The organism is Pseudomonas sp. ef1 (assembly GCF_007293365.2).
In the GTDB taxonomy this organism is placed as follows: Bacteria; Pseudomonadota; Gammaproteobacteria; order Pseudomonadales; family Pseudomonadaceae; genus Aquipseudomonas; species Aquipseudomonas siliginis.
The window spans coordinates 4,252,336-4,275,416 of sequence record NZ_CM129815.1; the positions used below are offsets into that span (position 1 = coordinate 4,252,336).

16 protein-coding genes are annotated in these 23,081 nt (G+C 58.7%); 9 read left to right on the forward strand and 7 right to left on the reverse strand.

The window, feature by feature from the left end; all coding sequences use genetic code 11:
- Nucleotides 1–167 precede the first annotated feature (167 nt).
- The 4 genes from FEE99_RS19270 to FEE99_RS19285 all read left to right on the forward strand — a co-directional run bounded on the left by FEE99_RS19270 (nt 168) and on the right by FEE99_RS19285 (nt 5,920).
- Nucleotides 168–1,325 (forward strand): efflux RND transporter periplasmic adaptor subunit, encoded by a 1,158-nt coding sequence (locus tag FEE99_RS19270; RefSeq protein ID WP_041480213.1) that lies wholly within the window; start codon nt 168–170, stop codon nt 1,323–1,325.
- A gap of 15 nt (nt 1,326–1,340) precedes the next feature.
- On the forward strand, nt 1,341–4,439 hold the full coding sequence (locus FEE99_RS19275) for an efflux RND transporter permease subunit (RefSeq protein ID WP_041480211.1): 3,099 nt from the start codon (nt 1,341–1,343) through the stop codon (nt 4,437–4,439).
- Between the two features lie 162 nt (nt 4,440–4,601).
- Entirely contained in the window at nt 4,602–5,243 is a 642-nt protein-coding gene (locus FEE99_RS19280; RefSeq protein WP_041480210.1) for a DUF1345 domain-containing protein, read from the forward strand.
- 167 nt (nt 5,244–5,410) lie between these two features.
- On the forward strand, nt 5,411–5,920 hold the full coding sequence (locus FEE99_RS19285; protein WP_041480208.1) for a hypothetical protein: 510 nt from the start codon (nt 5,411–5,413) through the stop codon (nt 5,918–5,920).
- Between the two features lie 50 nt (nt 5,921–5,970).
- Here FEE99_RS19285 and FEE99_RS19290 read toward each other — a convergent pair whose 3' ends face one another.
- From FEE99_RS19290 to FEE99_RS19300, 3 genes are all read right to left on the reverse strand, one after another.
- Nucleotides 5,971–8,412, reverse strand: coding sequence for an autotransporter outer membrane beta-barrel domain-containing protein (locus FEE99_RS19290; RefSeq protein WP_041480206.1), 2,442 nt, complete (start codon nt 8,410–8,412; stop codon nt 5,971–5,973).
- Between the two features lie 249 nt (nt 8,413–8,661).
- A complete protein-coding gene (locus FEE99_RS19295; protein WP_041480204.1) occupies nt 8,662–10,746 on the reverse strand; it encodes a hypothetical protein in 2,085 nt (694 codons plus the stop codon).
- Nucleotides 10,747–10,851: 105 nt separating this feature from the next.
- Nucleotides 10,852–11,697, reverse strand: coding sequence for a hypothetical protein (locus FEE99_RS19300; RefSeq protein ID WP_041480202.1), 846 nt, complete (start codon nt 11,695–11,697; stop codon nt 10,852–10,854).
- 237 nt (nt 11,698–11,934) lie between these two features.
- Between FEE99_RS19300 and FEE99_RS19305 the strand changes: the two genes are divergently transcribed.
- The 5 genes from FEE99_RS19305 (at nt 11,935) to FEE99_RS19325 (ending at nt 17,247) form a co-directional block, all read left to right on the forward strand.
- The gene (locus FEE99_RS19305; protein ID WP_041480196.1) at nt 11,935–12,963 is read left to right on the forward strand and encodes a LacI family DNA-binding transcriptional regulator; all 1,029 of its coding nucleotides are present in this window, start codon (nt 11,935–11,937) and stop codon (nt 12,961–12,963) included.
- A gap of 150 nt (nt 12,964–13,113) precedes the next feature.
- Nucleotides 13,114–13,896: a sugar phosphate isomerase/epimerase family protein gene (locus FEE99_RS19310; RefSeq protein ID WP_041480194.1), complete on the forward strand. Its 783-nt coding sequence runs from the start codon at nt 13,114–13,116 to the stop codon at nt 13,894–13,896.
- Nucleotides 13,889–14,908, forward strand: a complete 1,020-nt coding sequence (locus FEE99_RS19315; RefSeq protein ID WP_041480192.1) for a sugar kinase — start codon at nt 13,889–13,891, stop codon at nt 14,906–14,908. The genes FEE99_RS19310 and FEE99_RS19315 overlap by 8 nt, the downstream gene beginning before the upstream one ends.
- A 57-nt stretch (nt 14,909–14,965) precedes the next feature.
- The gene (locus FEE99_RS19320; protein ID WP_041480189.1) at nt 14,966–16,264 is read left to right on the forward strand and encodes an MFS transporter; all 1,299 of its coding nucleotides are present in this window, start codon (nt 14,966–14,968) and stop codon (nt 16,262–16,264) included.
- Nucleotides 16,265–16,278: 14 nt separating this feature from the next.
- Complete coding sequence (locus FEE99_RS19325) at nt 16,279–17,247, forward strand: 2-hydroxyacid dehydrogenase (RefSeq protein ID WP_041480187.1); 969 nt, start codon at nt 16,279–16,281, stop codon at nt 17,245–17,247.
- A gap of 150 nt (nt 17,248–17,397) precedes the next feature.
- On the opposite strand, the gene FEE99_RS19330 is transcribed toward FEE99_RS19325, so the two are convergent.
- The 4 genes from FEE99_RS19330 to FEE99_RS19345 form a co-directional block, all read right to left on the reverse strand.
- Nucleotides 17,398–18,585 (reverse strand): pyridoxal phosphate-dependent aminotransferase, encoded by a 1,188-nt coding sequence (locus tag FEE99_RS19330; RefSeq protein ID WP_041480186.1) that lies wholly within the window; start codon nt 18,583–18,585, stop codon nt 17,398–17,400.
- 41 nt (nt 18,586–18,626) lie between these two features.
- On the reverse strand, nt 18,627–20,252 hold the full coding sequence (locus FEE99_RS19335) for a methyl-accepting chemotaxis protein (RefSeq protein WP_041480184.1): 1,626 nt from the start codon (nt 20,250–20,252) through the stop codon (nt 18,627–18,629).
- Between the two features lie 305 nt (nt 20,253–20,557).
- On the reverse strand, nt 20,558–21,697 hold the full coding sequence (locus tag FEE99_RS19340) for a glycerate kinase (RefSeq protein WP_041480182.1): 1,140 nt from the start codon (nt 21,695–21,697) through the stop codon (nt 20,558–20,560).
- 217 nt (nt 21,698–21,914) lie between these two features.
- Entirely contained in the window at nt 21,915–23,033 is a 1,119-nt protein-coding gene (locus FEE99_RS19345; RefSeq protein ID WP_041480181.1) for a sugar diacid recognition domain-containing protein, read from the reverse strand.
- Nucleotides 23,034–23,081 lie beyond the last annotated feature (48 nt).

The following is a 23,081-nucleotide window of genomic DNA, read 5'->3' on the forward strand; positions in this document are numbered from 1 at the left end:
CGCGAAAGCGATCGAACTGTCGCAATAAGTTTCAAGGCCTGCAGGATATACGCCCTCGCGCACCACCGAGCAAAACCCTTACACAATTTCACACAGCAGCTACAAAGCTTCACCGCTAACCTCCCCGTCTGGCCGTAGGATGCGGCCTTCAATATTGGGGGTTGTACATGTCTGGAAAACTGCTGGCCGGGCTCGGCCTGATCGCATTGGCGCTGACGCTGAGCGCCTGTGACTCATCCTCGAACGCCGAAGAGCAAGCACCACCAGCCACCGTGCGCATCGAGACCATCAAAACCCAGCCATTGTCGATCAGCAGCGAACTGAGCGGCCGCATCGCCGCGCCACGGATTGCCGAAGTGCGTGCGCGAGTGGCCGGCGTAGTGTTGCAACGCACCTACCGCGAAGGCAGTGACGTGAAAAAAGGCGATGTGCTGTTCCGCATCGACCCGGCACCTTTCAAGGCGGATCTGGACAGTGCCGAAGCCGCGCTGCGCAAAGCCGAGGCCAACGCCTTTCAGGCCAGATTGCAAGAACAACGCTATGCGCAGTTGATCGAGGACCAGGCCATCAGCGGGCAGGACTACGACAACGCCCGCGCCGCTGCACGGCAGACGGCAGCTGATGTCGCGGCCAGCAAAGCGGCGCTTGAACGGGCGAAACTGAACCTCGGTTATGCCACCGTCACCGCGCCGATTTCCGGCCGTATCGGTCGCGCCTTGGTCACCGAGGGTGCGTTGGTCGGGCAGAACGAAACCACGCCACTGGCGCTGATTCAGCAACTCAACCCGATCCATGCCGACCTCACCCAGTCGACCCGCGAGCTCAATGAACTGCGCCGGGCATTGCGCTCCGGGCAGTTGCAGGAAGTCGGTCAGGATCAAGCGAAGGCCACGCTGATTCAGGATGACGGTAGCGTGTATCCGTTGCCCGGCAAGCTGCTGTTCAGCGACATCACTGTCGATCCCGGAACCGGGCAGATCATTGTGCGCAGCGAGTTTCCCAATCCGGATCTCGACTTGCTGCCGGGCAGCTTCATCCGCGTACGCCTTGAGCAGGCAACCATCCAGAACGGCATCACCGTACCGCAACGCGCGGTGCAGCGTGACAGTGCCGGCATTGCCCAGGTGCTGACTGTCGATGAACAGATGCGCGTGGCGCAGCAACCGGTGCAACTGGGTGCGGTGCAGAACAATCGCTGGATCGTCACCGGCGGCCTGAAGCCCGGCGACCGTGTTGTCATCGAAGGCCTGCAACACGCCCGTCCCGGGGAAAAGGTGCAGATCGACGAAACCCCACTTCCACTTGCCCAGACCACTGGTCAGTAAGCAGGACGCTTCTATATGCCGCAGTTCTTTATCGACCGCCCGGTGTTCGCCTGGGTGGTCGCCCTGTTCATCCTGTTGGCTGGTGCGCTGGCCATCCCGCAGTTGCCGGTCGCGCAATACCCCGACGTCGCACCGCCGCAGATCGAAATCTACGCCGTCTACCCCGGTGCCTCGGCGCAAACCGTCGATGAAAGCGTGGTCAGCCTGATCGAGGAAGAGCTCAACGGTGCCGATCACCTGCTCTATTTCGAATCACAAAGCAGCCTGGGCAGCGCGACGATCAAGGCAACCTTTCAGCCGGGCACCAATCCCGAGCTGGCGCAGGTCGATGTGCAAAACCGCCTCAAGGTGGTCGAGTCGCGCCTGCCGCAAGCGGTCAATCAGCAAGGGTTGCAGGTGGAGAAGGTCTCTTCCGGTTTCCTCTTGCTGATCACTTTGACCTCTAGCGACGGCAAGCTCGATGACGTGGCGCTCAGCGATTATCTGGCGCGCAACGTGATGAACGAGATAAAGCGTCTGGACGGTGTCGGCAAGGCGCAGTTGTATGGTGCCGAGCGGGCCATGCGCATCTGGATCGATCCGCAGATGCTCATCGCGTTCAACCTGACGCCGGCCGATGTCAACGAAGCCATTGTTGCGCAGAACGCCCAGGTTTCAGCGGGCAGCATCGGTGATTTGCCGTCGCCTTCCACACAGGAAATCACTGCGACAATTCTGGTCAAAGGCCAATTGTCGACGCCGCAGGAGTTCGCCGACATCGTGCTCAAGGCCAATCGCGACGGCTCCACGGTGCGCATCGGTGATGTTGCGCGAGTGGAGATCGGCAGCCAGGAATATCAGTTCGGCACACGCCTGAACGGCAAGCCGTCCACCGCCGTTGGCGTGCAGCTTTCTCCAGGCGCCAACGCGCTGAACACCGCGACACTGGTGCGGGCGAAGATGGATGAACTGGCGCGCTACTTCCCGGCCGGCGTGGCATACAAGATTCCTTACGACACTTCGCCGTTCGTCAAAGTCTCGATCACCAAAGTGATCTACACCCTCGGCGAAGCGATGCTGCTGGTTTTTGCAGTGATGTTCCTGTTCCTGCAAAACGTGCGCTACACGCTGATCCCGACACTGGTGGTGCCGGTGGCGTTGATGGGCACTTTCGCGACCATGCTGGCGCTGGGGTTCTCGATCAACGTGCTGACCATGTTCGGCATGGTGCTGGCCATCGGCATTCTGGTGGATGACGCCATCGTCGTGGTGGAGAACGTCGAGCGCATCATGGCCAGCGAGGGCCTGTCGCCCAAGGAAGCCACGCGCAAGGCGATGACGCAGATTACCGGGGCGATCATCGGCATAACGCTGGTGTTGGTCGCGGTGTTTATTCCGATGGCGTTCATGCCGGGTTCGGTAGGGGTGATCTATCAACAGTTCTCGCTGTCCATGGCCACCTCGATTCTATTCTCGGCGTTCCTTGCTCTGACGTTGACCCCGGCATTGTGCGCGACCTTGCTCAAGCCTGTTGCCAAGGGCGAGCACCACGAGAAGTCCGGATTTTTCGGCTGGTTCAATCGCCGATTTGAGCAATTGACCGACCGTTATCAGGGTTGGGTCGGCTATGCGCTCAAGCGTACGGGTCGCTACCTGATGATCTACGTGGTCCTGCTGATTGGACTCGGAATCTGTTTTGCGCGCCTGCCCTCCTCGTTTCTGCCGACCGAGGATCAGGGCTACACCATTACCGATATTCAATTGCCACCCGGCGCAACGAAGAACCGTACTGTACAAGTAGCCGAGCAGCTCGAAGCGCACAACGCCGGTGAGCCGGGAATCAGTGACAGTGTGGTGATCCTGGGTTTCAGTTTCTCCGGTAGCGGGCAGAACGCAGCGCTGGCGTTTTCGACGCTCAAGGATTGGTCGGAACGTGGCAGTGACGATACTGCCAGCTCAATCGCCGACCGCGCCAACGCGGCGCTGAGCCAGATCAAGGACGCCATGGCCTTCTCGGTGCTGCCGCCGCCGGTGGATGGCCTTGGCACGTCCAGCGGTTTCGAGTTCCGCTTGCAGGATCGCGGTGGTCTGGGCCATGCGACGTTGATGCAGGCGCGTACGGAACTGCTCGCCGCCGCCGAGAAAAGTCCGGTATTGATGAACGTCCGTGAAAGCGCGCTGGCCGAAGCACCGCAGGTGCAGCTGATCGTCGACCGCAAGCAGGCGAATGCCTTGGGCGTATCGTTCGCCGACATTGGCAACGTGCTGTCGACTGCCGTGGGTTCGAGCTACATCAATGACTTCCCCAATCAGGGCCGCATGCAGCGGGTGGTCGTGCAAGCCGAAGGTGATCAGCGCAGTCAGGTGGATGATTTGCTGAAAATGCATGTGCGCAACAACGCCGGGAACATGGTGCCGCTGTCGGCCTTCGTTCAGGCCAACTGGATTCAAGGCCCGGCGCAGTTGACTCGTTACAACGGCTATCCAGCGATCGCGATATCTGGTGAACCGTCACCTGGGCACAGTACCGGCGAGGCCATGGCGGAAATCGAACGACTGGTTGCGCTGGGGCCGAAAGGTCTGGGTCAAGAGTGGACCGGTTTGTCGTTGCAGGAACGCCTGTCCGGCAATCAGGCGCCGATTCTGCTTGGCCTGTCGCTACTGGTGGTATTCCTGTGTCTGGCGGCGCTGTACGAGAGCTGGTCGATCCCGACTTCGGTATTGCTCGTTGTCCCGCTTGGTGTGCTCGGCGCGGTACTCGCCGTGACACTGCGCGGCATGCCCAACGACGTGTTCTTCAAGGTCGGACTGATCACCATCATTGGTCTGTCGGCGAAGAACGCGATCCTGATCATCGAGTTCGCCAAGAGCTTGTATGACGAAGGTCACGATCTGATCGATGCGACGTTGCAGGCCGCGCGCTTGCGTCTGCGGCCGATCGTGATGACATCGCTGGCGTTCATTCTCGGTGTGGTGCCGTTGGCCATCGCCACCGGCGCCAGTTCGGCCAGCCAACAGGCGATCGGCACTGGCGTGATCGGTGGGATGATTACGGCGACGCTGGCGGTGATCTTCGTGCCAGTCTTCTTCGTCGTAGTGATGAAACTCGTACAACGATTCACCAAATCCCACTGATCCAAATGTAGGAGCTGTCGAGTGCAACGAGGCTGCGATCTTTTGATCTTGAAAAGCTAAAGTCGAAAGATCGTCCGATCGCGGCCCGAGCCTTCGGCAGCTCCTACAAAAGCCGGATCGCCTGCGCTATGGTGCACTGACAGTTCACCGCCGTGAGTCACCATGCGCTTCCTCGCCCGCACCCACCCTCGCCTCTCCGCCGCCGCTCTGCTCGGCCTCGCCACCGGCCTGTTGGTCCCGGCCGATTCCATCGTCAGCAAAATCCTCATTGGCTGGAACGCCGGTGTCTGGACATACCTGATCCTGATGTTCTGGCTGACCATACGCGCAAAGGCCCCGGACGTGCGACGCATCGCCGAAGTCGAAGACGAGAACGCCGGGCTGGTGCTGTTTGTGGTGTGCATTGCCGCGTTGGCCAGTCTCGCCACCATCACCCTTGAACTGGCCGGCAGCAAAGACCTGGAAACCTCACGCAAACTCATGCACTACGGGTTCACAGCGCTGACAGTGACCGGCTCATGGCTGCTGATAGGTGTGATCTTCTGTGTGCACTACGCCAGATTGTTTTACACCTGGGACGGCAAAGAGCCGGCGCTGCGTTTTGCTGAAGGACTGACCACCCCCAATTATTGGGATTTTCTGTACTTCTCGTTCACCATCGGCGTGGCTGTGCAGACTTCGGATGTGGGTGTTGCAACGCGGGATATTCGAAAGATTGTGCTGGCGCAGTCGTTGATCGGTTTTGTGTTCAATACGGCGATCCTCGGGTTCTCGATCAACATTGCAGCAGGATTGTTCGGCTGAAAAACACGGCTTGTTCTGGCAGTTCAAAGCTCACAAAAACGTACGCCTGTAAACTGTCAACACTGACAGTTTACAGGCGTACTGTATTCACGCTTCCATACAACATCCAGAAGTAGGACGGGTCAGTCTTTGGATGTCCCCAACCATATTGTATGGAGATAAAACTCATGAGCTATGCAGCCCGAGCCTACACGACGATCTTTCCGGTTTTAGCGCCGACCTATCTGTCAGCCACGATCAACGGCGATGCCAACCCACTCTACAGGTTTGTCAAAATCCCTCAATTCATGGAGTTTCGATCTACCTCTGTACCTTCCTTCGGGCCGAAGCCCTACCCGGAAGGCCTGCGTTACGTCCTGACAGCTGGACACACTAAGGATGGTGTGACGCGTACGCTTGAGTTTGTGTTCCCTTTTAAACCCCAATCGTTGACCTATGACCTCTCCAAAGATAGCGATGATGTCAGAAGTACCTACTATTCCAATCCTGCGACGGGTGATCTGCACGTCTCTGTGAGCGGGAGCCTGACATTGAAATATGACGACATTGAAAAAACCCTGAGTGGCACTTGGTCCGGCACATATGACCATGGTGGAGAGAACGGCAACGAAGAGTTTCCGATCACTGGGGAGTTTGTCGCTAACGCAGACCTGAGCAAGAGAAAAAACGCTAACTGACTACGACAAAAAGGAAGCTGCGAGGCTTCCTTTTTTTAATGCTGATGCAATCAGAAACTGAAGCTCAGCCCGACACTCCCTCCTAGCTCCTGATCAGCTTTGCTGCCCCTGCTGGTCCCTATCTCGCCATACAGTTGCCATTTGTTATTGGCCGGCACCCAATTGAGGCCCCCGGTCAGCTCTAGGCTGGTGCTGGACAAATCGTTGTTGAATCCAGTGTCATTCACGCTGACACGATTATTGTTGACGAATTCATGACTTAACGCCGCGTGCAGCCTGGGTTGCAATTTTCCGCCATTGTTCAGCACCACCTCGCGGCCAACGGTCATTCCGACCTTGCCGAGCAATGAGCGGGTCTCGTTGCTGTCTACCTGCAGTCCGTTGTCCAACTTGTAGTCCTTGCCTTTCACCGTCGCAACACCAATCTGAGCAGAGGGCTCGATGAAGTAACCTCGGTTAAAGACTATATGCTTACCCACTTCGACGGTTCCACTGATGCCGAGATTATCGAAGTCACCCTTTGTTCGAGTGTCATCGCTCAAGGTGACTTTGACGTCATTACTGAAACGGTTGATTTTGCCAACGGTATCCACGTAATACCCGGTCGTTTCGTCATACCAGGACAGATACATCCCGCCATAGGTGCTGTTGATCGTGCCGGCGCTGCCGCGGGCCAGGTTAAGGCGAGTGGTGCTGTAGCCACCAAAAACCCCGATCAACCATTGGCCATCACCTATCGGTAGTGGCGTGTCCACCCCCAATGAGACGCCAGTCTGATTTTGTTTATAACCATCACCGTAGGCATTCTTGACGTTGTACTGATTGGCATGAGTGCGTATCCACAGGCCGGTGGTCGCGTTTTGATTATCTGAGTCCAGTGCCGCAATCGATCGCGATCGCGGCTGAGTGCCGGCCATGCGACGGTCGCCGAGGCGGGTATTGAGAGTGGTCATTTCTGAATAGATAACCGTAGGAGCGGTACCGGCAATTGCCAACGCTGTTTGTGAACCAGTGCTCGGCGTTGTCCCATCAGTCCGCAGGAAAATACCTTCGCCCTCTCGCACCAGTTTGTACGCCAAAGCACCACGATCAACCTGACCGTTTCTCAGATCGAACTCAGCATCCCCGCCAGCGATGTTAGCCACTTGAAGCGGTGCACCGGTGACAGGTTCGCTGGCGCTTGCACCAACTACCAGCTCGTGACGGCCACTGGCTGATTCCGTGACATTGAGAAAGTCCGTTTCACCGGTGGACACGTCAGCATCCAAAAAAAACCGGCCGTTGCCTGACAGGTTGGCAACGTCCAGGCGGACGAACTCGGCGGGCGTGCCGAATCTGACGTTCCCGCCCTGCATTTCGAGATTCGATAACGAATTGCTGCCAACCAGGTTCCATTCACCGCCACGCCCGATGGACATAGCGCTGACGCCAGTAACCGAACCGTGCAGGATCGAGTCGTTATCCAGCATCACGACGCCAGTCCCAGAGCCCTGAATGTTACCGGTGAGTATGCTTCGGGTATCGAGCGAAACAGAATCGACGTTGGTCAAATCGCCGTCAAGGCTGGCATTGTTTTGCAAGAAAACCGCGGCGGTCCCGCCGTCAGCAACCTCTACATTGCCGGTCAACTGGCTGTCGTCGATCTGAAAGCGCGCCGCTGCTCCATCGATGACTTCGAGGATATTACCGTTGCCGCCGATCAGATTCGAACGGTTAGCTATTTCGATCAATACCGGTTGATCGTCCGGCGTCGCAAAATCGACTTTGATCGCTGCGCCGGTTCGACCCTGCACGGTTGACGCATCAACCTTCAACACGCTCTGTGCGGTGACATCGCTCGGGTTCAGGACGCTATCCTCGCCAAAGATGATCCCATTCAGTTCCCCGGTGACCTCACTGGCTGCACTGACATTGGCGTTGCCGCCATAGAGTTCGAGACCAACACCATCGGCGTCTGTCCCTTCAACCCGGCTGTCCACCAGATTCAACGTACTGAGGGATGTCACGGCTGCACCCGAAAAACCGCCTGTCAAAGTACTGCCAGTGACGGTCGCTGTTGAGCCAACGGGTATATTCAGGTCGCGCGCAAGCGACATTGCTCTGCCATCGCTGGACAGCGTACTGCCGGATACCACTGCCGAGCTGTCGGTCAAGCTCAGCGCAGTGTCAAAATTGCTAGCCGTCACCGTTGCCGCGTCCAGAGACACTCGGGCGTCTGCGGAGGCTTCAATCTGTGAAGTGCTGGCGGAAATCGCGTTTAACGTCCCACCGCCGACAACGATGTTCAGCGTATCACCGCCATTGACGTTGAGCGTGGCGGTGACAGGGATGAACCAGGCTTCTGGCGTAGCACCGCCGGATACGGTTTCGACTTCACCAGGATTGAGATTTCGGGAAAAGGCCGTCTCGGATATTGCAATCAGCAATGCTGCGCAAGAGAGCGTGCCAGCGAGTTTTGAAACTGTCGGTCCCAAGCAATTTTCAAACGTCATATTCACTTCTCGTTGAGTTTTATCGGGACGGAAGAAAGACGGTTCAGACGTACATATTCCATCAGACGACCGTTGTAGACGGCGCTGGAGAATACCTGCTAGTCCGGACTTTCTCTGTAGGACTAATCCTCTTAATAGGTGGGCTTAATCGCCCACTCGCGACATTTCGAGATGTTTCTTACTCCGCAAATAAAATTGCATTGCCTGAAGAGGCTGGCTCTCCGGCAATGCAATGATCGCGAATGCCGTTTATGGAGCAGGCGCAGGATCCCAGCCCGGTTCCGATTCGCAGTACAAGAAGTCAGCATTGAGCAAGTAGACAATCATTTCCTGAACTTCTGACGTCGTTACAATTGGCGTCGAATACCAGATTTTTACATAACCTGCGTAAAAGTCGGTCGGATCAGGCGTGGTAGCAGGTGGACGAGGAAGATTGCGAATAAAAGGTGCGTATGGCACTTCCCAAAGCATCCCCTCCGTTAGCTCGAGCGCAGTGATCGCACGAGTACGGGAAAAAACCGTATCCGACGGTGCGTCTATGGTGTATTTGTCGTCATGCCAGCCTTGCCAATTGAATGTGATGTTCATCCCGTCGGTGAAATGATCATTAGGTTTGATCTTGAACGTCGCAACGTGATCATCCCCCGTCAAGCTCTCGCAAATAATGTATGGGTCTTCGGTGCCATCTGTAGGTGGGCGTTGGAATTCCGGCTTATCGAGAACGATGACTACAGTATTGACAGTAACCGTCTCTTTTGCTGAATCCTGAGTATTATTCCGAGCAGGGTTTTCATATGTCCACCAAGCCTCTTTAAGCCCGATACCACCCGGACCGACAACGGTATATGGCAAATCTACCTGAATGACTGTATTGATATTCGACGGAGTCATTTGAATGGAATTAACGATAATTTCGCCTTGATCCCCGAGATACTTCAGAGTAACCAGATCGCCCGATTCGGGATCGGGAAATGTCGTCCCGGCGGTGACAGGCGAGACATCGATGTGAGCCTTGGCTGTCTGATCGACATCATGAGGGCCCAGCACGTTATCCGTGACAGGTGCCTGTCCGCGGACGATCAGTTTCCGGAATTCGGGATTAACCTCAGGGGGCGGGGTCGTCGGGTCGACGGTATAAGGCGGATGCGTCGAGAAATCTGTTTTTACAGTTGTTGTTCCATCGTCGATGGATAAGCCGCCACGCATCAAGTCAGCTTTGACGACCACGTCCAATTCGAAATTCGTACCCGTCTGGTTGTCAAAGTATTGTTTGCTCAGACTCGACCAAGGAATGGTGAACTCCAGCTCCGTGAGTGCGTTGAATGGCAGATCCTGGGCTGGTTGAGCGCCGTATGTCAGGCTCACTACGTCGGTGCCGATTGTATCTACCAACCGGCTGACTTTTACCTTCACACCTGCACGCGCATCTTTTAAATCGATCAGACCATCTTCGTTTGCCGGGACGGTAATGACGCCCAGTTTGGGAAGTGGCAGAAAACGCACGTTTTTGAAATACACGCCCCATGCGCTCTGGTTGCCAGCAGCGTCAGTAATGATGAACCAGATGAAGGCCCGGCCGCTCGTTACCTTTCGTAGCTCTGCGGTCGGGATGGACAGCTTGCCATCGGTTGGCATCGGTCCGTTGAAAAAAGGGGGCACCTGCGGAGGGTTGGTACGTGTACCTGCCACGTACAGGGTCAACGTGTCATCCGGCTGAACGTTGGCGTAGCCTGTATCAATTTGTACCTGCAATCCCCCTTCGTTACCTGGCTGACCCGCCCATGTGTCATCCAGATCCCCGGGGGCATTTGGAAACGTGGCTGGCGGAATTGTTCTGGCGCCTGGAACCTGTCCTGGATTTGTACCTGTTTGTGCAGGTTTCGCTTGCCAGGCACCAGTACGGTCGATAAAAAACTTCATCACAGGACCGGTCAGCGGGTTGAGCCCACGCTCATACAGCACGCTACGCACCCAGATCGGCGTCGGCCCCACCGGGGTTGCATCCTCACCCAGAAATTCGGTAGGCACTGTGATCGGAAAATCTACAGGACGGCTGGCTACGTCGCCGAGGTTTACCCTGTTTAACCGCGTGAAGTCTGTCGGCAGCGGATTGGCAGGAGGCTGGGTTCGCGTAACGTCAAGGGCGATCTGATCTCTGCTGTTAGGATTCGACCACACGTTGGTCTTGACCATAAGTGTCAGCGCGGCGCCCACAGGTATCGCAGCTATCGGAATGATGTCCTTGTTCGTGCCGCGCCCGTCTGGCAATTCGGGGGTAGGTGCGACCAGAACGCCCAAGGGTGTGCCTGACTCCGCAGTTTGAATACTTGTCATGTGCCTTCTCCATTGCGTAGAAAATGTTTTTTGATCCATGCATCTTCGACAATGGCGAATGTCGCCAACTGCAGTCGTAATATCGCTGCTACTGTTGCGGCCTGATCACTTCATCCAACTTGCATCCGAGCAATACTTGTTTTCTCCCGGAATTTTCCTGTCTACCTTCACCAGCCCGGTAAACGAGCGAAAGATAGGTACACCGTCGCGCAATAGCTGGTAATTAACTAAGGCCGAATCGTTTTCCTCCATGGGTTCTATATGTGAAGCAAATGGTCTGATTACGATCTTGACTGGCTCCTTGGTCACAACATCTGTCACAACCTCAGTAAAGTTAAACACCTGTGTCAAAGGGTTTCCCGACCCGTTTAAAGAATCCCATGCCTGCCAATCCAGGCTGAGGACATCCGTAAGCTGAAACAAGTCATCGAAAGGAATTTCGATACGTACCCCTTCCCAGATAAACAAGGCTTCCGGATCGCCGGGATGGTTCTTGTAACATCCGATATATCCCCAGGCATCCGCATCGGGAAAAGTAACCTCCTTCAAAAGTTGCGGCGGCTTAACTATCGCAAAAGTCAGGCGTCGTGAAGGTGACGTAGTAGGGTTGATCGAACGTACTGTGTACAAAAGCTCAAACGTAGCCACATCCGGAAGTTTCTCGGGAGCTACTGAAATACGAAACTCCGGCGCATCGTCCGCGGCCCCATACTCGCCAAAGGCGACGAAATCAGGGTTACCAACGATGAAAATTTCAACACGATCTTTATTCACGCCTGAAACAGGAAAGTTCGGCCAGCGGTCAATAATACAAACGATGCCCACCTGTTTTGCGTCCGGCGGCAATGTTCCGGCCGGGTCAAGCGGATCGACGCCTTCCACTCGTGGCAGGCTCAGAAGCACGCCGGGATTCAATGGATCGCTGGAGGTAATCGGCGTTTCGATCGGCATGGAATTTCTCACTGGCTGGTCATCTAGGCCTGAAAGAAATTAAGCGCTGGTATTGGAAAGATGCCTACTGTCAGATCTGACAGGTAAAGCAACCGTTTGTCGGAAATCCATTTTGTCGTGACTGCTTCTGCTGCATCTGAAGGTTGACGGCTCAAGGTCAGATAGTGTCTGCTGAAACCGGTTTCAGCGGTATCCATGCCGTTAAAACGCTACATTTCAAAAATAAGGTCTGACCCATTGAACGACTTCTCCGCCGCCCAGCGCAGCCGCGTGACCATGCTTGATGTTGCCGAACGCGCTGGCGTGTCAAAGGCCAGCGTCTCGCGCTTCATCGGCGACGACCGCGCGCTGCTCTCCGATACCATTGCCCGGCGCATCGAGCAGGCGATTGATGAACTCGGTTACCGCCCCAACCAAATGGCCCGTGGCCTGAAACGCGGGCGCACTCGGCTGATCGGCATGCTCGTCGCCGATATCCGTAACCCCTATTCGATTGCCGTGATGCACGGGGTGGAAACCGCCTGCCGTGCGCACGGCTACAGCCTGGTAGTGTGCAACACCGACCGCGATGACGAGCAGGAACGGCAGCACCTGGCGCTGTTGCGCTCGTACAACATCGAAGGGCTGATCGTGAATACGCTGGGCCATCATCGAGACGAGCTGCACGAGCTGCGCCGCGAGATGCCTATGGTATTGGTGGATCGCAAGGTCGACGGGCTGGACAGCGACATGGTCGGGTTGAATAACCCGCAAGCAGTAGAGATGGCGCTCGCGCACCTTGAGCAGCGCGGATATCGGGACCTATTGATGGTCACCGAACCGTTTGACGGCACCAGTTCGCGGATCGAACGGGTCAGCAGTTTTCAAGCGCAGATTGCCCAACGCTCGGCCCTGACCGGGGCGGTGCTGGAAACCGGCGATGATCTGAAGGCGCAACTTCAAACTTTTTTAAACACCCACGTTGACGGTCCGAAAGCACTGTTTTGCGCCAACGGCGTGGCGGCGCTGGCGGCGACTCACGCGTTGCGCGCACTCGGTGTGCGCTTGTTCGAGGATGTCGGGCTGATTGCCCTGGATGATCTGGATTGGTATCCGCTGGTGGGCAGCGGGATTACCGCGCTGGCACAGCCGACGCAAGAGATAGGCGCGCGGGCGTTTGAGTGTCTGCTCAAGCGCTTGCGCGGGGATGATGAGGTGGCGCGAATTGTGGATTTTGCGCCGGTGCTGATTGAGCGGGGTTCGACCCGAGGGATTGGCGGCGTCTGATCTGGCGCTTTCGCGAGCGGGCTCGCTCCCACAGGTGACCGTGTTGCAAATGTGGGGGCGAGCCTGCTCGCGAAAGGGCCTGCAAAAACGCTACAGAATCATCTGATTTTTTTTGAACAAAAATGAAACCGGTTTCAGAGGTCAATAACAATGAATAAACCAGCCGTTTCCATCAGTCTGTCCAGCTACGGCGCCGAGCTCGTGCGCCAGCGTGGGCAGGATTGTTTTATCGACATCCTCGCGGCAGCCGGGGCGAATCGCATCGAGTGGCGTGAAGAGCTGCTGACCCGTGAAGACCCGGCGCAACTGGCTCAGGCTACCCAGGCGCAGGGCCTGCAAAGCATTTATTCCTCACCCACCGAACTCTGGCTCGCAGGGCAAGCGCAGCCAAATCCCGAACTGATTACCGCGCTGCAGCAGGCCCAGGCATTTGGCTCGAAATGGCTGAAAGTGTCCCTCGGTTATTTCACCGACAACTCTGACTTGCAGGCACTGGCCGAGCGACTCAAGCAAAGCCCGGTGCAACTGCTGGTGGAGAACGACCAGACCTTGCACGGCGGACGTATCGAGCCGTTCCAGCGTTTCTTTACCGCCGTCGAGCAACACAACCTGCCGATCAAGATGACCTTCGACATTGGCAATTGGCATTGGCAGGACCAGTCCGCCGCCAGCGCCGCACGCGCGCTTGGTCGTCATGTCGGTTACGTGCATTGCAAAGCCGTTGCGCGCCGCGCCGACGGCAAACTGGTTGCCGTACCACCCGCCATCAGCGATCTGCATCTGTGGGAACAACTGCTGCGGCACATGGACCAAGGCGTTATGCGCGCTGCCGAATACCCGCTGCAAGGCGATGACCTGGTGCAACTGACCCGCGAACACGTCGCCGCCCTCGCCCGCCTCGGTCAATCGCGCCTGGAGCCAGCTCATGTCTGAGATCGATATTCTTTCTTTCGGTGAAACCATGGCGATGCTGGTCGCCGAGCAGACCGGCGATCTGGCCAAGGTCGAGCAGTTTCACAAACGGATTGCCGGGGCCGACAGCAACGTCGCGATCGGCTTGTCGCGCTTGGGTTTCAACGTCGCGTGGCTGAGCCGGGTGGGTAACGATTCGCTCGGACGCTTTGTGGTGGAAACGCTGATCAAGGAAGGTCTGGATTGCAGCCACGTCGAAGTCGATAAAAACCAGCCAACGGGTTTCCAGTTCAAATCGCGCAACGACGATGGCAGCGACCCGCAGGTCGAATATTTCCGGCGCGGTTCGGCGGCCAGTCATTTGTCGCCGCACTCCATCAGCGACAACCTGCTGAGCGCCCGTCACTTGCACGCCACCGGTATTCCGCCGGCGCTGTCAGGTTCCAGCCGGGAAATGTCCTTCGAGCTGATGACCCGGATGCGCAACGCCGGGCGCAGCGTGTCGTTCGACCCGAATCTGCGCCCGAGCCTGTGGGCCAGCGAGGGCGAGATGATCCGCCAGATCAACCGCCTCGCCGCCCTTGCCCACTGGGTCCTGCCGGGGTTGAGTGAAGGTCGCTTGCTCACCGGTTTCGATGACCCGGCCGACATTGCTGCGTTCTATCTGGATCAAGGCGCCGAGGCGGTGGCGATCAAGCTCGGGCCTGCGGGTGCTTACTACCGCACGCAGCTGGATCAGGGCTTCGTTGCTGGCGTGCCGGTGAGCAACGTGGTCGATACCGTGGGCGCCGGTGACGGCTTTGCGGTGGGGATGATCAGCGCCCTGCTCGAGCATCAGAGTTTTGCCGAGGCAGTGCAGCGGGCGAACTGGATTGGCAGTCGCGCGGTGCAGAGTCGTGGCGACATGGAGGGGTTGCCGACCCGCCAAGAGTTATCGGTTGAATTTGAATCCGCCTTCGCGAGCAAGCTCGCTCCCACATTTGGAATGCATTCCTCTGTGGGAGCGAGCCTGCTCGCGAAGAAGCCCGCCTGATCACCGCAAATCAATGAACCTGCTGCGACAAAAACAACAAGCTCAGGAGTTACACCGATGAAAACCGCTACCCTCGCCACCCGCCGCTGGTGGTACATCATGCCGATTGTGTTCATTACATACAGCCTGGCCTATCTAGATCGCGCCAACTACGGTTTTGCCGCCGCGTCGGGCATGGCCGAAGACCTGATGATCACACCGGGTCTGTCCTCGCTGCTCGGTGCGCTGTTCTTTCTCGGTTACTTTTTCTTCCAGGTTCCCGGCGCGATCTACGCGCAAAAGCACAGCGTCAAGAAGCTGATTTTCGTCAGCCTGATCCTCTGGGGTGGTCTGGCCACGTTGACCGGCGTGGTATCCAACGCCTATTGGCTGATCGTCATTCGCTTCATGCTCGGCGTGGTCGAAGCGGCGGTGATGCCGGCGATGCTGGTGTATCTGTGCCATTGGTTCACCCGTGCCGAACGTTCGCGGGCCAACACCTTTCTGATCCTCGGTAACCCGGTGACGATGCTGTGGATGTCGGTGGTGTCGGGCTATCTGGTGCAGCATTTCAGCTGGCGCTGGATGTTCATCATTGAAGGTCTGCCGGCGGTGTTGTGGGCGTTTATCTGGTGGCGTCTGGCCGATGATCGACCAGCTCAGGCCAAGTGGCTCAATGAGCAGGAAAAACACGATCTGGAAAGCGCGCTGGCCGCTGAGCAGGTCGGGATCAAAGCGGTGAAGAACTACGCCGAGGCGTTCCGTTCGCCGAAGGTGATCATCCTGGCGCTGCAGTTTTTCTGCTGGAGCATCGGCGTCTACGGTTTCGTTTTGTGGCTGCCATCGATCCTCAAGGCCGGCGCGCAGATGGACATGATCGAGGCTGGCTGGCTGTCGGCGCTGCCGTATCTGGCGGCGGTGATCGGCATGCTCGCGGTGTCGTGGGGTTCGGACAAATTGCAGAAGCGCAAACGCTTCGTCTGGCCGCCGCTGCTGATCGCCTCCATCGCGTTCTACGGCTCTTATGCCTTGGGCGCCGAACACTTCTGGTGGTCGTACACGCTGCTGGTCATTGCCGGCGCCTGCATGTACGCGCCATACGGGCCGTTCTTCGCCATCGTTCCCGAGATCCTGCCGGCCAACGTTGCCGGTGGCGCCATGGCGCTGATCAACAGCATGGGCGCGCTCGGTTCTTTTGGCGGCTCGTATCTGGTCGGTTATCTGAACAGCTCCACCGGTTCGCCCGGCGCTTCCTATCTGCTGATGAGCGGCGCGCTGTTGCTGTCGGTGGTGTTGACCATTTTCCTCAAGCCCGGCGCCAGTGATCGCGTCGTCGCCAAAGCCGTCGCCACACCGCGTGTGCCGGCGCATTCCTGAAAGGACTTTTTGCCATGAAAAAACAGGTCGTGCTGTACAAGAAACTCTCGCCCGCGCTGATGGCGCGCCTGCAAGAGCAGTTTGACGTGACGCTGATCGAAAGCCTCGACGCCGACGGCCTCATGCAGTTGCGCGATGCCCTGCCCCGCGCCCACGGCTTGCTCGGGGCCAGCCTTAAACTCGATGCCGCGCTGCTGGATCTGGCGCCGCAGCTGGAAGCGATTGCCAGCGTCTCGGTAGGTGTCGACAACTACGCCATCGAGTATCTGAATCGACGCAAGATTCTGCTGACCAACACCCCCGACGTGCTCACCGAAACCACCGCCGACACCGGTTTCGCCCTGATCCTCGCCGCTGCCCGGCGGGTGGTCGAACTGGCGAACATGGTCCGTGGCGGGCAGTGGAGCCGCAACATCGGCCCGGCGCATTTCGGCACCGATGTGCACGGCAAGACGCTGGGCATCATCGGCATGGGCCGCATCGGCGAGGCCCTGGCCCAGCGCGGGCATTTCGGTTTCGGCATGCCGGTGATCTACCACAGTCAGTCGCGCAAACCGGCGGTCGAGGAGCGTTTCGGCGCACAATATCGCAGCCTCGAAGAGTTGCTCCAGCAGGCCGATTTCATTTGCCTGACCTTGCCGCTGACGGCGCACACCGAACGCTTGATCGGCGCCGAGCAATTTGCGCTCATGCGGCCGGAAAGCATTTTCATCAATATCTCGCGGGGCAAGGTGGTTGATGAGGCGGCGATGATCGAGGCGTTGCGCAGCAACCGTATCCGCGCTGCGGGGCTGGATGTGTTCGAGCGCGAGCCGTTGAATCATGACTCGCCGTTGTTGCAGTTGAGCAACGTGGTGGCGACGCCGCACATGGGCTCGGCGACCCATGAAACGCGTGAGGCAATGGCGCGGTGTGCGGTGGAGAATCTGTTGGCGGCGTTGAATGGACAGCGGCCGGCGAATCTGGTGAATCCTCTAAACTGATCGTTCCCACGCTCTGCGTGGGAATGCCTCAAGGAACGCTCCGCGTTCCAGCTTACGAAGGGACGCAGAGCGTCCCGGGCTGCATTCCCACGCCGGAGCGTAGGAACGATCAGTGTGTAGGGTAAGGCCGGGGCAGGCAATGCAAGACCCTCAGGCACTGCGCGCCTGCAACAGCTGCACCGCACACAACGCAATCCGCGCGCAGGCATCCGCCAGTTTGACCCGATCCACCACCAGCCCGATGCGAATATGCCCCGCCGCGCTCGGCCCGAACGCTTCACCGGCCAACACTGATACCCCGTAACCTTCCAGCAAGCGCTCGGCAAATGCTTGCGCGCCGAGGCCGGTCTGACGAACGTCGACCATCACGAACATGCCGCCATCCGGGCGAATCGGCTGCAACCCGGGGCAACCGTGCAAACGCTCGCACACCAGATCGCGCCGCAAGCGGTATTCCTCGCGCATCTGAGAGACTTCCGGCAGATCACTTTGCAGCGCCACTTGCGCGGCTTTCTGTACGAAATCCGGCAGACCGAAGAGCATGCTCAGCGACAGATTCACCAGATGCTCGGCCAAGGGTTTCGGGCCGATCATCCAGCCGATACGCCAACCGGTCATCGCATGGGATTTCGACAGACTGTTGATCGTCGCGGTGCGCTCGGCCATGCCCGGCAGGCTCGCCGGGCTGATGTGCTCGCCTTCATATAACAGCTCGCTGTACACCTCATCGCTGATCAGCCACAGATCATGACGAATGCACAGCGCTGCCAGTTCCTGCCAGATCAGCAAGGGCAAACTCGCGCCGCTGGGGTTGTTCGGACTGTTGAGCAGCATGGCGCGCGTTCGCGGGGTAATGCGCGCGGCAACATCGGCCGGGTCGACACGGAAACCGTTGTCGGGGCGTACCGGCACCGCAATCACCTTGGCACCGCAGGCGCCAAACACACCTTCGTAAGTGACGTACATCGGCTCAGCGACGATCACTTCATCGCCCGGATCGAGCAGACACTGCGCCACCGAGTACACCGCGCATTGCGCGCCGGGCAGGACAATCACCTGATCAGGATCAACCCGTTGACCACTGCGCTGGCGATGACGCTCGGCAATCAGCCTGCGCAGCTCAAACCGCCCACGCACGTCGGCGTAATGGGTATCGCCGGCCAACAGGCTATCGATCGCGCCATGGACGATCGGCAACGGCGTATCGAAATCCGGATCGCCGACGCTCAACAACAAAACATCAACGCCCTCGGCGCGCAGTTCCAGCGCTCGGTCGTGAATCTGCCAGGCAGCGGCACCCTCCCCGGCGATTCGTTGGGTCAAGGCTGAATAGCGCATGTACGTCTCCTGTTAGCGCGGTTTCCAGCCTTCACCGTATCTCAAATCACGAAACGCGCCACCATGGCGTTCAAATCCACTGCCAGTCGCGACAGTTCATGGGTCGCGGCACTGGTCTGATTGGCGCCGGCGGCCGATTGCGTGGCGAGGTCGCGGATGTTGACCAGGTTGCGATCGACCTCACGGGAGACTTGCGCCTGCTCTTCCGACGCGCTGGCGATGACCAGGTTGCGTTCGTTGATCTGGTGAATCGATTGAGTGATCTGCTCCAGCGCCACGCCGGCGGCGCGGGCCATTTCCAGTGTGGACTGGGTGCGCTGGTTGCTTTGCTGCATCGAGGAGACCGCTTCACCGGTACCGTTCTGGATGCCGGCAACCATTTTTTCGATTTCCTGGGTCGACTGCGCGGTGCGATGGGCCAAGGCGCGCACTTCGTCCGCCACCACGGCAAAACCACGGCCAGCCTCGCCGGCGCGCGCCGCTTCAATCGCAGCGTTGAGCGCCAGAAGATTGGTCTGCTCGGCGATGGCGCGAATCACGTCCAGCACCTTGCCAATGTCACGACCTTGCGCGGCGAGGCCTTCGATCATCTGCGCGGTGTTCTGCACGTCGTGGGTCATGGTCTGGATCGCGTCGACGGTTTTCACCACCTGATCGCGACCTTCGCGGGCGGCGTGGGTCGACTGGTTGGAAGCTTCGGAAGTCGAAACGGCGTTGCGCGCCACTTCTTCCACCGCAGCGGTCATCTCGTTGACGGCGGTGGCGGCCTGTTCGATTTCGTTGTTCTGCTGCTGCAGCCCGCGCGACGCTTCTTCGGTGACAGCGCTGAGTTCTTCGGCAGCGGCGCCCAGTTGCGTGGCGGAGCCGGCGATCTGCTCGATGGTTTTGCGCAGGTTGGTCTGCATCGCGGCCAAGGCTTCGAGCAGGCGCGCCGGTTCGTCCTTGCCGTCGACTTCGATGGCTTTACTGAGGTCACCGCCAGCAATGGTTTGCGCAGCGAGTACGGCGCGGTTGAGCGGCGTGACGATGCTGCGGGTCAGCAACCAGGCGAGCAACACGGTGGCCAGCGCCGCAATCACGGCGACGATAATGATCCCGGTGATGGCGCTGTCATAGTTTTCACCGGCCTTAATGGCCGCCGCTCTGGCCCCGGCGGTATTCATGCCGATCAGCTTGTTTAGCTGCTCGCCCATCTGATCGGTGCCTTCCTTGATGCGCGTGTTGATCAACGCGCGCATCGCTTCCAGATCGCCCTGGCGCGACAGCTCAAGCATCCGGTTCTGGGCTTGCAGATAGTTATCGAGGGTGGTCGAAAACGTCTGGAAAACTGCGTACTCTTCAGGACCTGCCGGCAACGCAGCGTAGCTGGCCTGAGCTTTGCGCACCTTGTCGACCAGCACCGCGATGCGGGTTTCTGCCTCTTGCAGGCTGGCCGGTTCGCGATTGACCAGCACACGGAACGAGAGAATGCGCATGCGCAGGACGTTTTCCGTGACCACGCTGAGGTGGGTCACGCTAGGTAATTGGTTGGTGTCCATGTCGACCGACGCCTGACGAATGACCGTCATGCGGCTGACCGCGAACACGCCGAGAATAATCACCAGCAAGGCGATAAAGGCAAAACCGAGGAAAGCACGTGGCGCGATATTCAGGTTACGCAGGGACATGGTCGGACTCTCGAAAGAAAGAAACTACGAGCGTCCATGCCGTGAGCACTGGCCCATAGCGGGCGACAGTCCGGCGGCACTGAATTGTGGTTTTGTGTGCGCCTGACCGTTGTATCGGCCAGGCTTGAGGAAGGTTTCGGGTCCGCAGTAAATATTTTTCGGGACGTGACAACGATCAAACACTGCTCCGCTGCCTTTGGTAGGAGCTGTCGAGTGCAACGAGGCTGCGATCTTTTGACTTTTAAAAGCAGGATCAAAAGATCGCAGCCTCGTTGCACTCGACAGCTCCTACATAGGCAAGCCGATCAGCGTTGGGTGGCGAGTTGCCAGACCCGAGCAATATCGGTCGCGCGCTCACGCAGCAGGCGCGGTGCTTCGGCGCAGGCTTGTTCGAGTGTCATCGGTCCGCTGGTCACGGCGAAAGCGGCGTCGATGCCGTGTTGATAGAGCTCCTGATAGCCCTCGCCCAAGGTCCCGGCAATCACGATCACCGGCACAGCGTGCTGTTTGGCAACTCGCGCAACACCGAACGGCGTTTTGCCGCGAAGGGTTTGCGCATCGAAGCGGCCCTCTCCGGTAATGACCAGATCCGCACCTTTGACCGCGTCAGCGAGCCCGACCAGTTCCGCTACCACCTCGACGCCCGCCTGAAACTGCGCGCCGAGAAAAGCCTTGGCGGCAAAGCCCAGACCACCCGCCGCGCCGCTGCCCGGTTCATCGCGCACGTCTCTGCCCAATGCTTGCGCGCAGAGTTTGGCGAAGTGCCCCAGCGCCTGATCGAGTTGCTCAACCTGCGCGGGCGATGCGCCCTTCTGCGGGCCGAAAATGGCCGAGGCGCCGTGAGGGCCGCAGAGCGGATTGTTGACATCGGCGGCGATGTCGAAACGCACATCGGCCAGACGTCGATCAAGCCCACTCAGATCCAGCCGCGCCAATTGCGCCAAAGCCAGGCCGCCGGGCACCAGCGACTGATTCTGCGCATCCAGCAACTTCACCCCCAGCGCCTGCATCGCCCCGGCGCCGGCGTCATTGGTCGCGCTGCCGCCAATCGCCAGAATCACCCGTTGCGCGCCGGCATCCAGCGCTGCACGAATCAATTCACCGGTGCCAAAGGTGCTGCTGATGCAGGCATCGCGCTGTCCCGGCGGGACCAGTTGCAGACCGCTGGCCTCGGCCATTTCGATGATCGCGGTATGGTTGTGCGGCAGCCAGCCCCATGCGGCTTCGACCGGCGCGCCCAGTGGACCGCGCACGCGGGTGCGGCGTAACTCACCTTCGCAGGCTGCGAGAATCGACTCGACCGTGCCTTCGCCGCCATCGGCCATGGGGCATTTGATCAGCGTCGCCTGCGGCCAGACCTGGGCCAGTCCGAGGGCAATGGCTTCGGCAACGCCTTGGGCACTCAGGCTGTCCTTGAACGAGTCGGGGGCGATGACGATTTTCATGGGAATTCTCCGGTTGCATTGGCGTTCATGCTGCCAGTCGGCCTGCGCCTTGACGCCGGTCGAGTGCACAAGTGGCGTCGGCGTTTATTGTTCATTTCCACAAAAGGCTGGCGTTGGATGTTCCGGCCCCTTCGCGAGCAGGCTCGCTCCCACATTTTGAAATGCATTCCAAATGTGGGAGCGAGCCTGCTCGCGAAGGGGCCATTGAACACACCGATCAATTCGGATCAGTCTGCGGCAGCAGCTGCACCCCAAGATACAACGCCAGCATCCCGTCCAGCTTCAACGGATCAACCCCGCTCAACTCGGCAATCCGTTCCATGCGATAGCGCAGGCTGTTGCGATGGATGCCCAGCGCTTCGGCGCAGGCCTGGCTCTGCCCGTCGTGCTCGCACCAACTGCGCAGGGTCGCCAGCAACTGGCCGTTGCTGTCCTTGGCGATGACCTGGCGCAGCGGCTTGAGCAGTTCGTCCAGCGCATCATCGTTGCGATGACGCCACAGCATGACCGGCAAGCGATAACGATTGAGCGTCAGCAGTCTCGAATTCGGCAGCACGTCACGACCATAAGCGAGCAAATCGCCGACCCGTCGATAACAGCGACGCAACCCGGCCAGACCATCCGCCTGCCCGCCGACGGCGATGCGCAAAATCTTCCAGCCGAGGCCATCGAGTTTTTCCAGCAGTCGATCGTGCTCGACGTTCTGGCTCGCCGGGCGACACCACAACAACGAAGACTTCGCCGAACTCACGCACCAACTGTCCGGATAACGCGAGGTCAGCCACGCACTCAGTGCCTCGACGGTTTGCCCCGGGCCGTGCTCAAGACCCAGCTCAAACAAATACGGCACCCGGGTCAATTGCGGCTTGAGCCCTAGTTGCTGCGCCTCATCGATCAGACGCGGCGAATCCCCCGCCTCGCTCAGCAGCAACGCCAGCAGATCATCGCAACGCTGCCGTCGCCATTGTTGCTCGGCCTGCTGGTTGCGCTGGCCGACCAGCATTTCAGCGGTCATGCGCACCAGCTCGGCGTAGGTGCGCAATTGCTCCGGCTCGCCGGTGATGCCGAGCACGCCGATCAAGCGCTGATCGAGCAGCAGCGGCAGATTGATCCCCGGCTGCACGCCTTTGAGATGCACCGCCGTCTGCGCGTCGATTTCCACCACACGCCCGTTGGCCAGCACCAGTTGCGCGCCTTCATGCCGGGTGTTGATGCGCTCCGGTTCACCGCTGCCGAGGATCAGGCCCTGGCTGTCCATGACGTTGACGTTGTACGGCAAAATGGCCATGGCCCGGTCGACGATGTCCTGGGCAAGGTCGTGATCGAGTTCGAACATAGCAGCGGCAATCCTTCAGTTCAGGCACGAACGGTTGTTCAGCCGCAC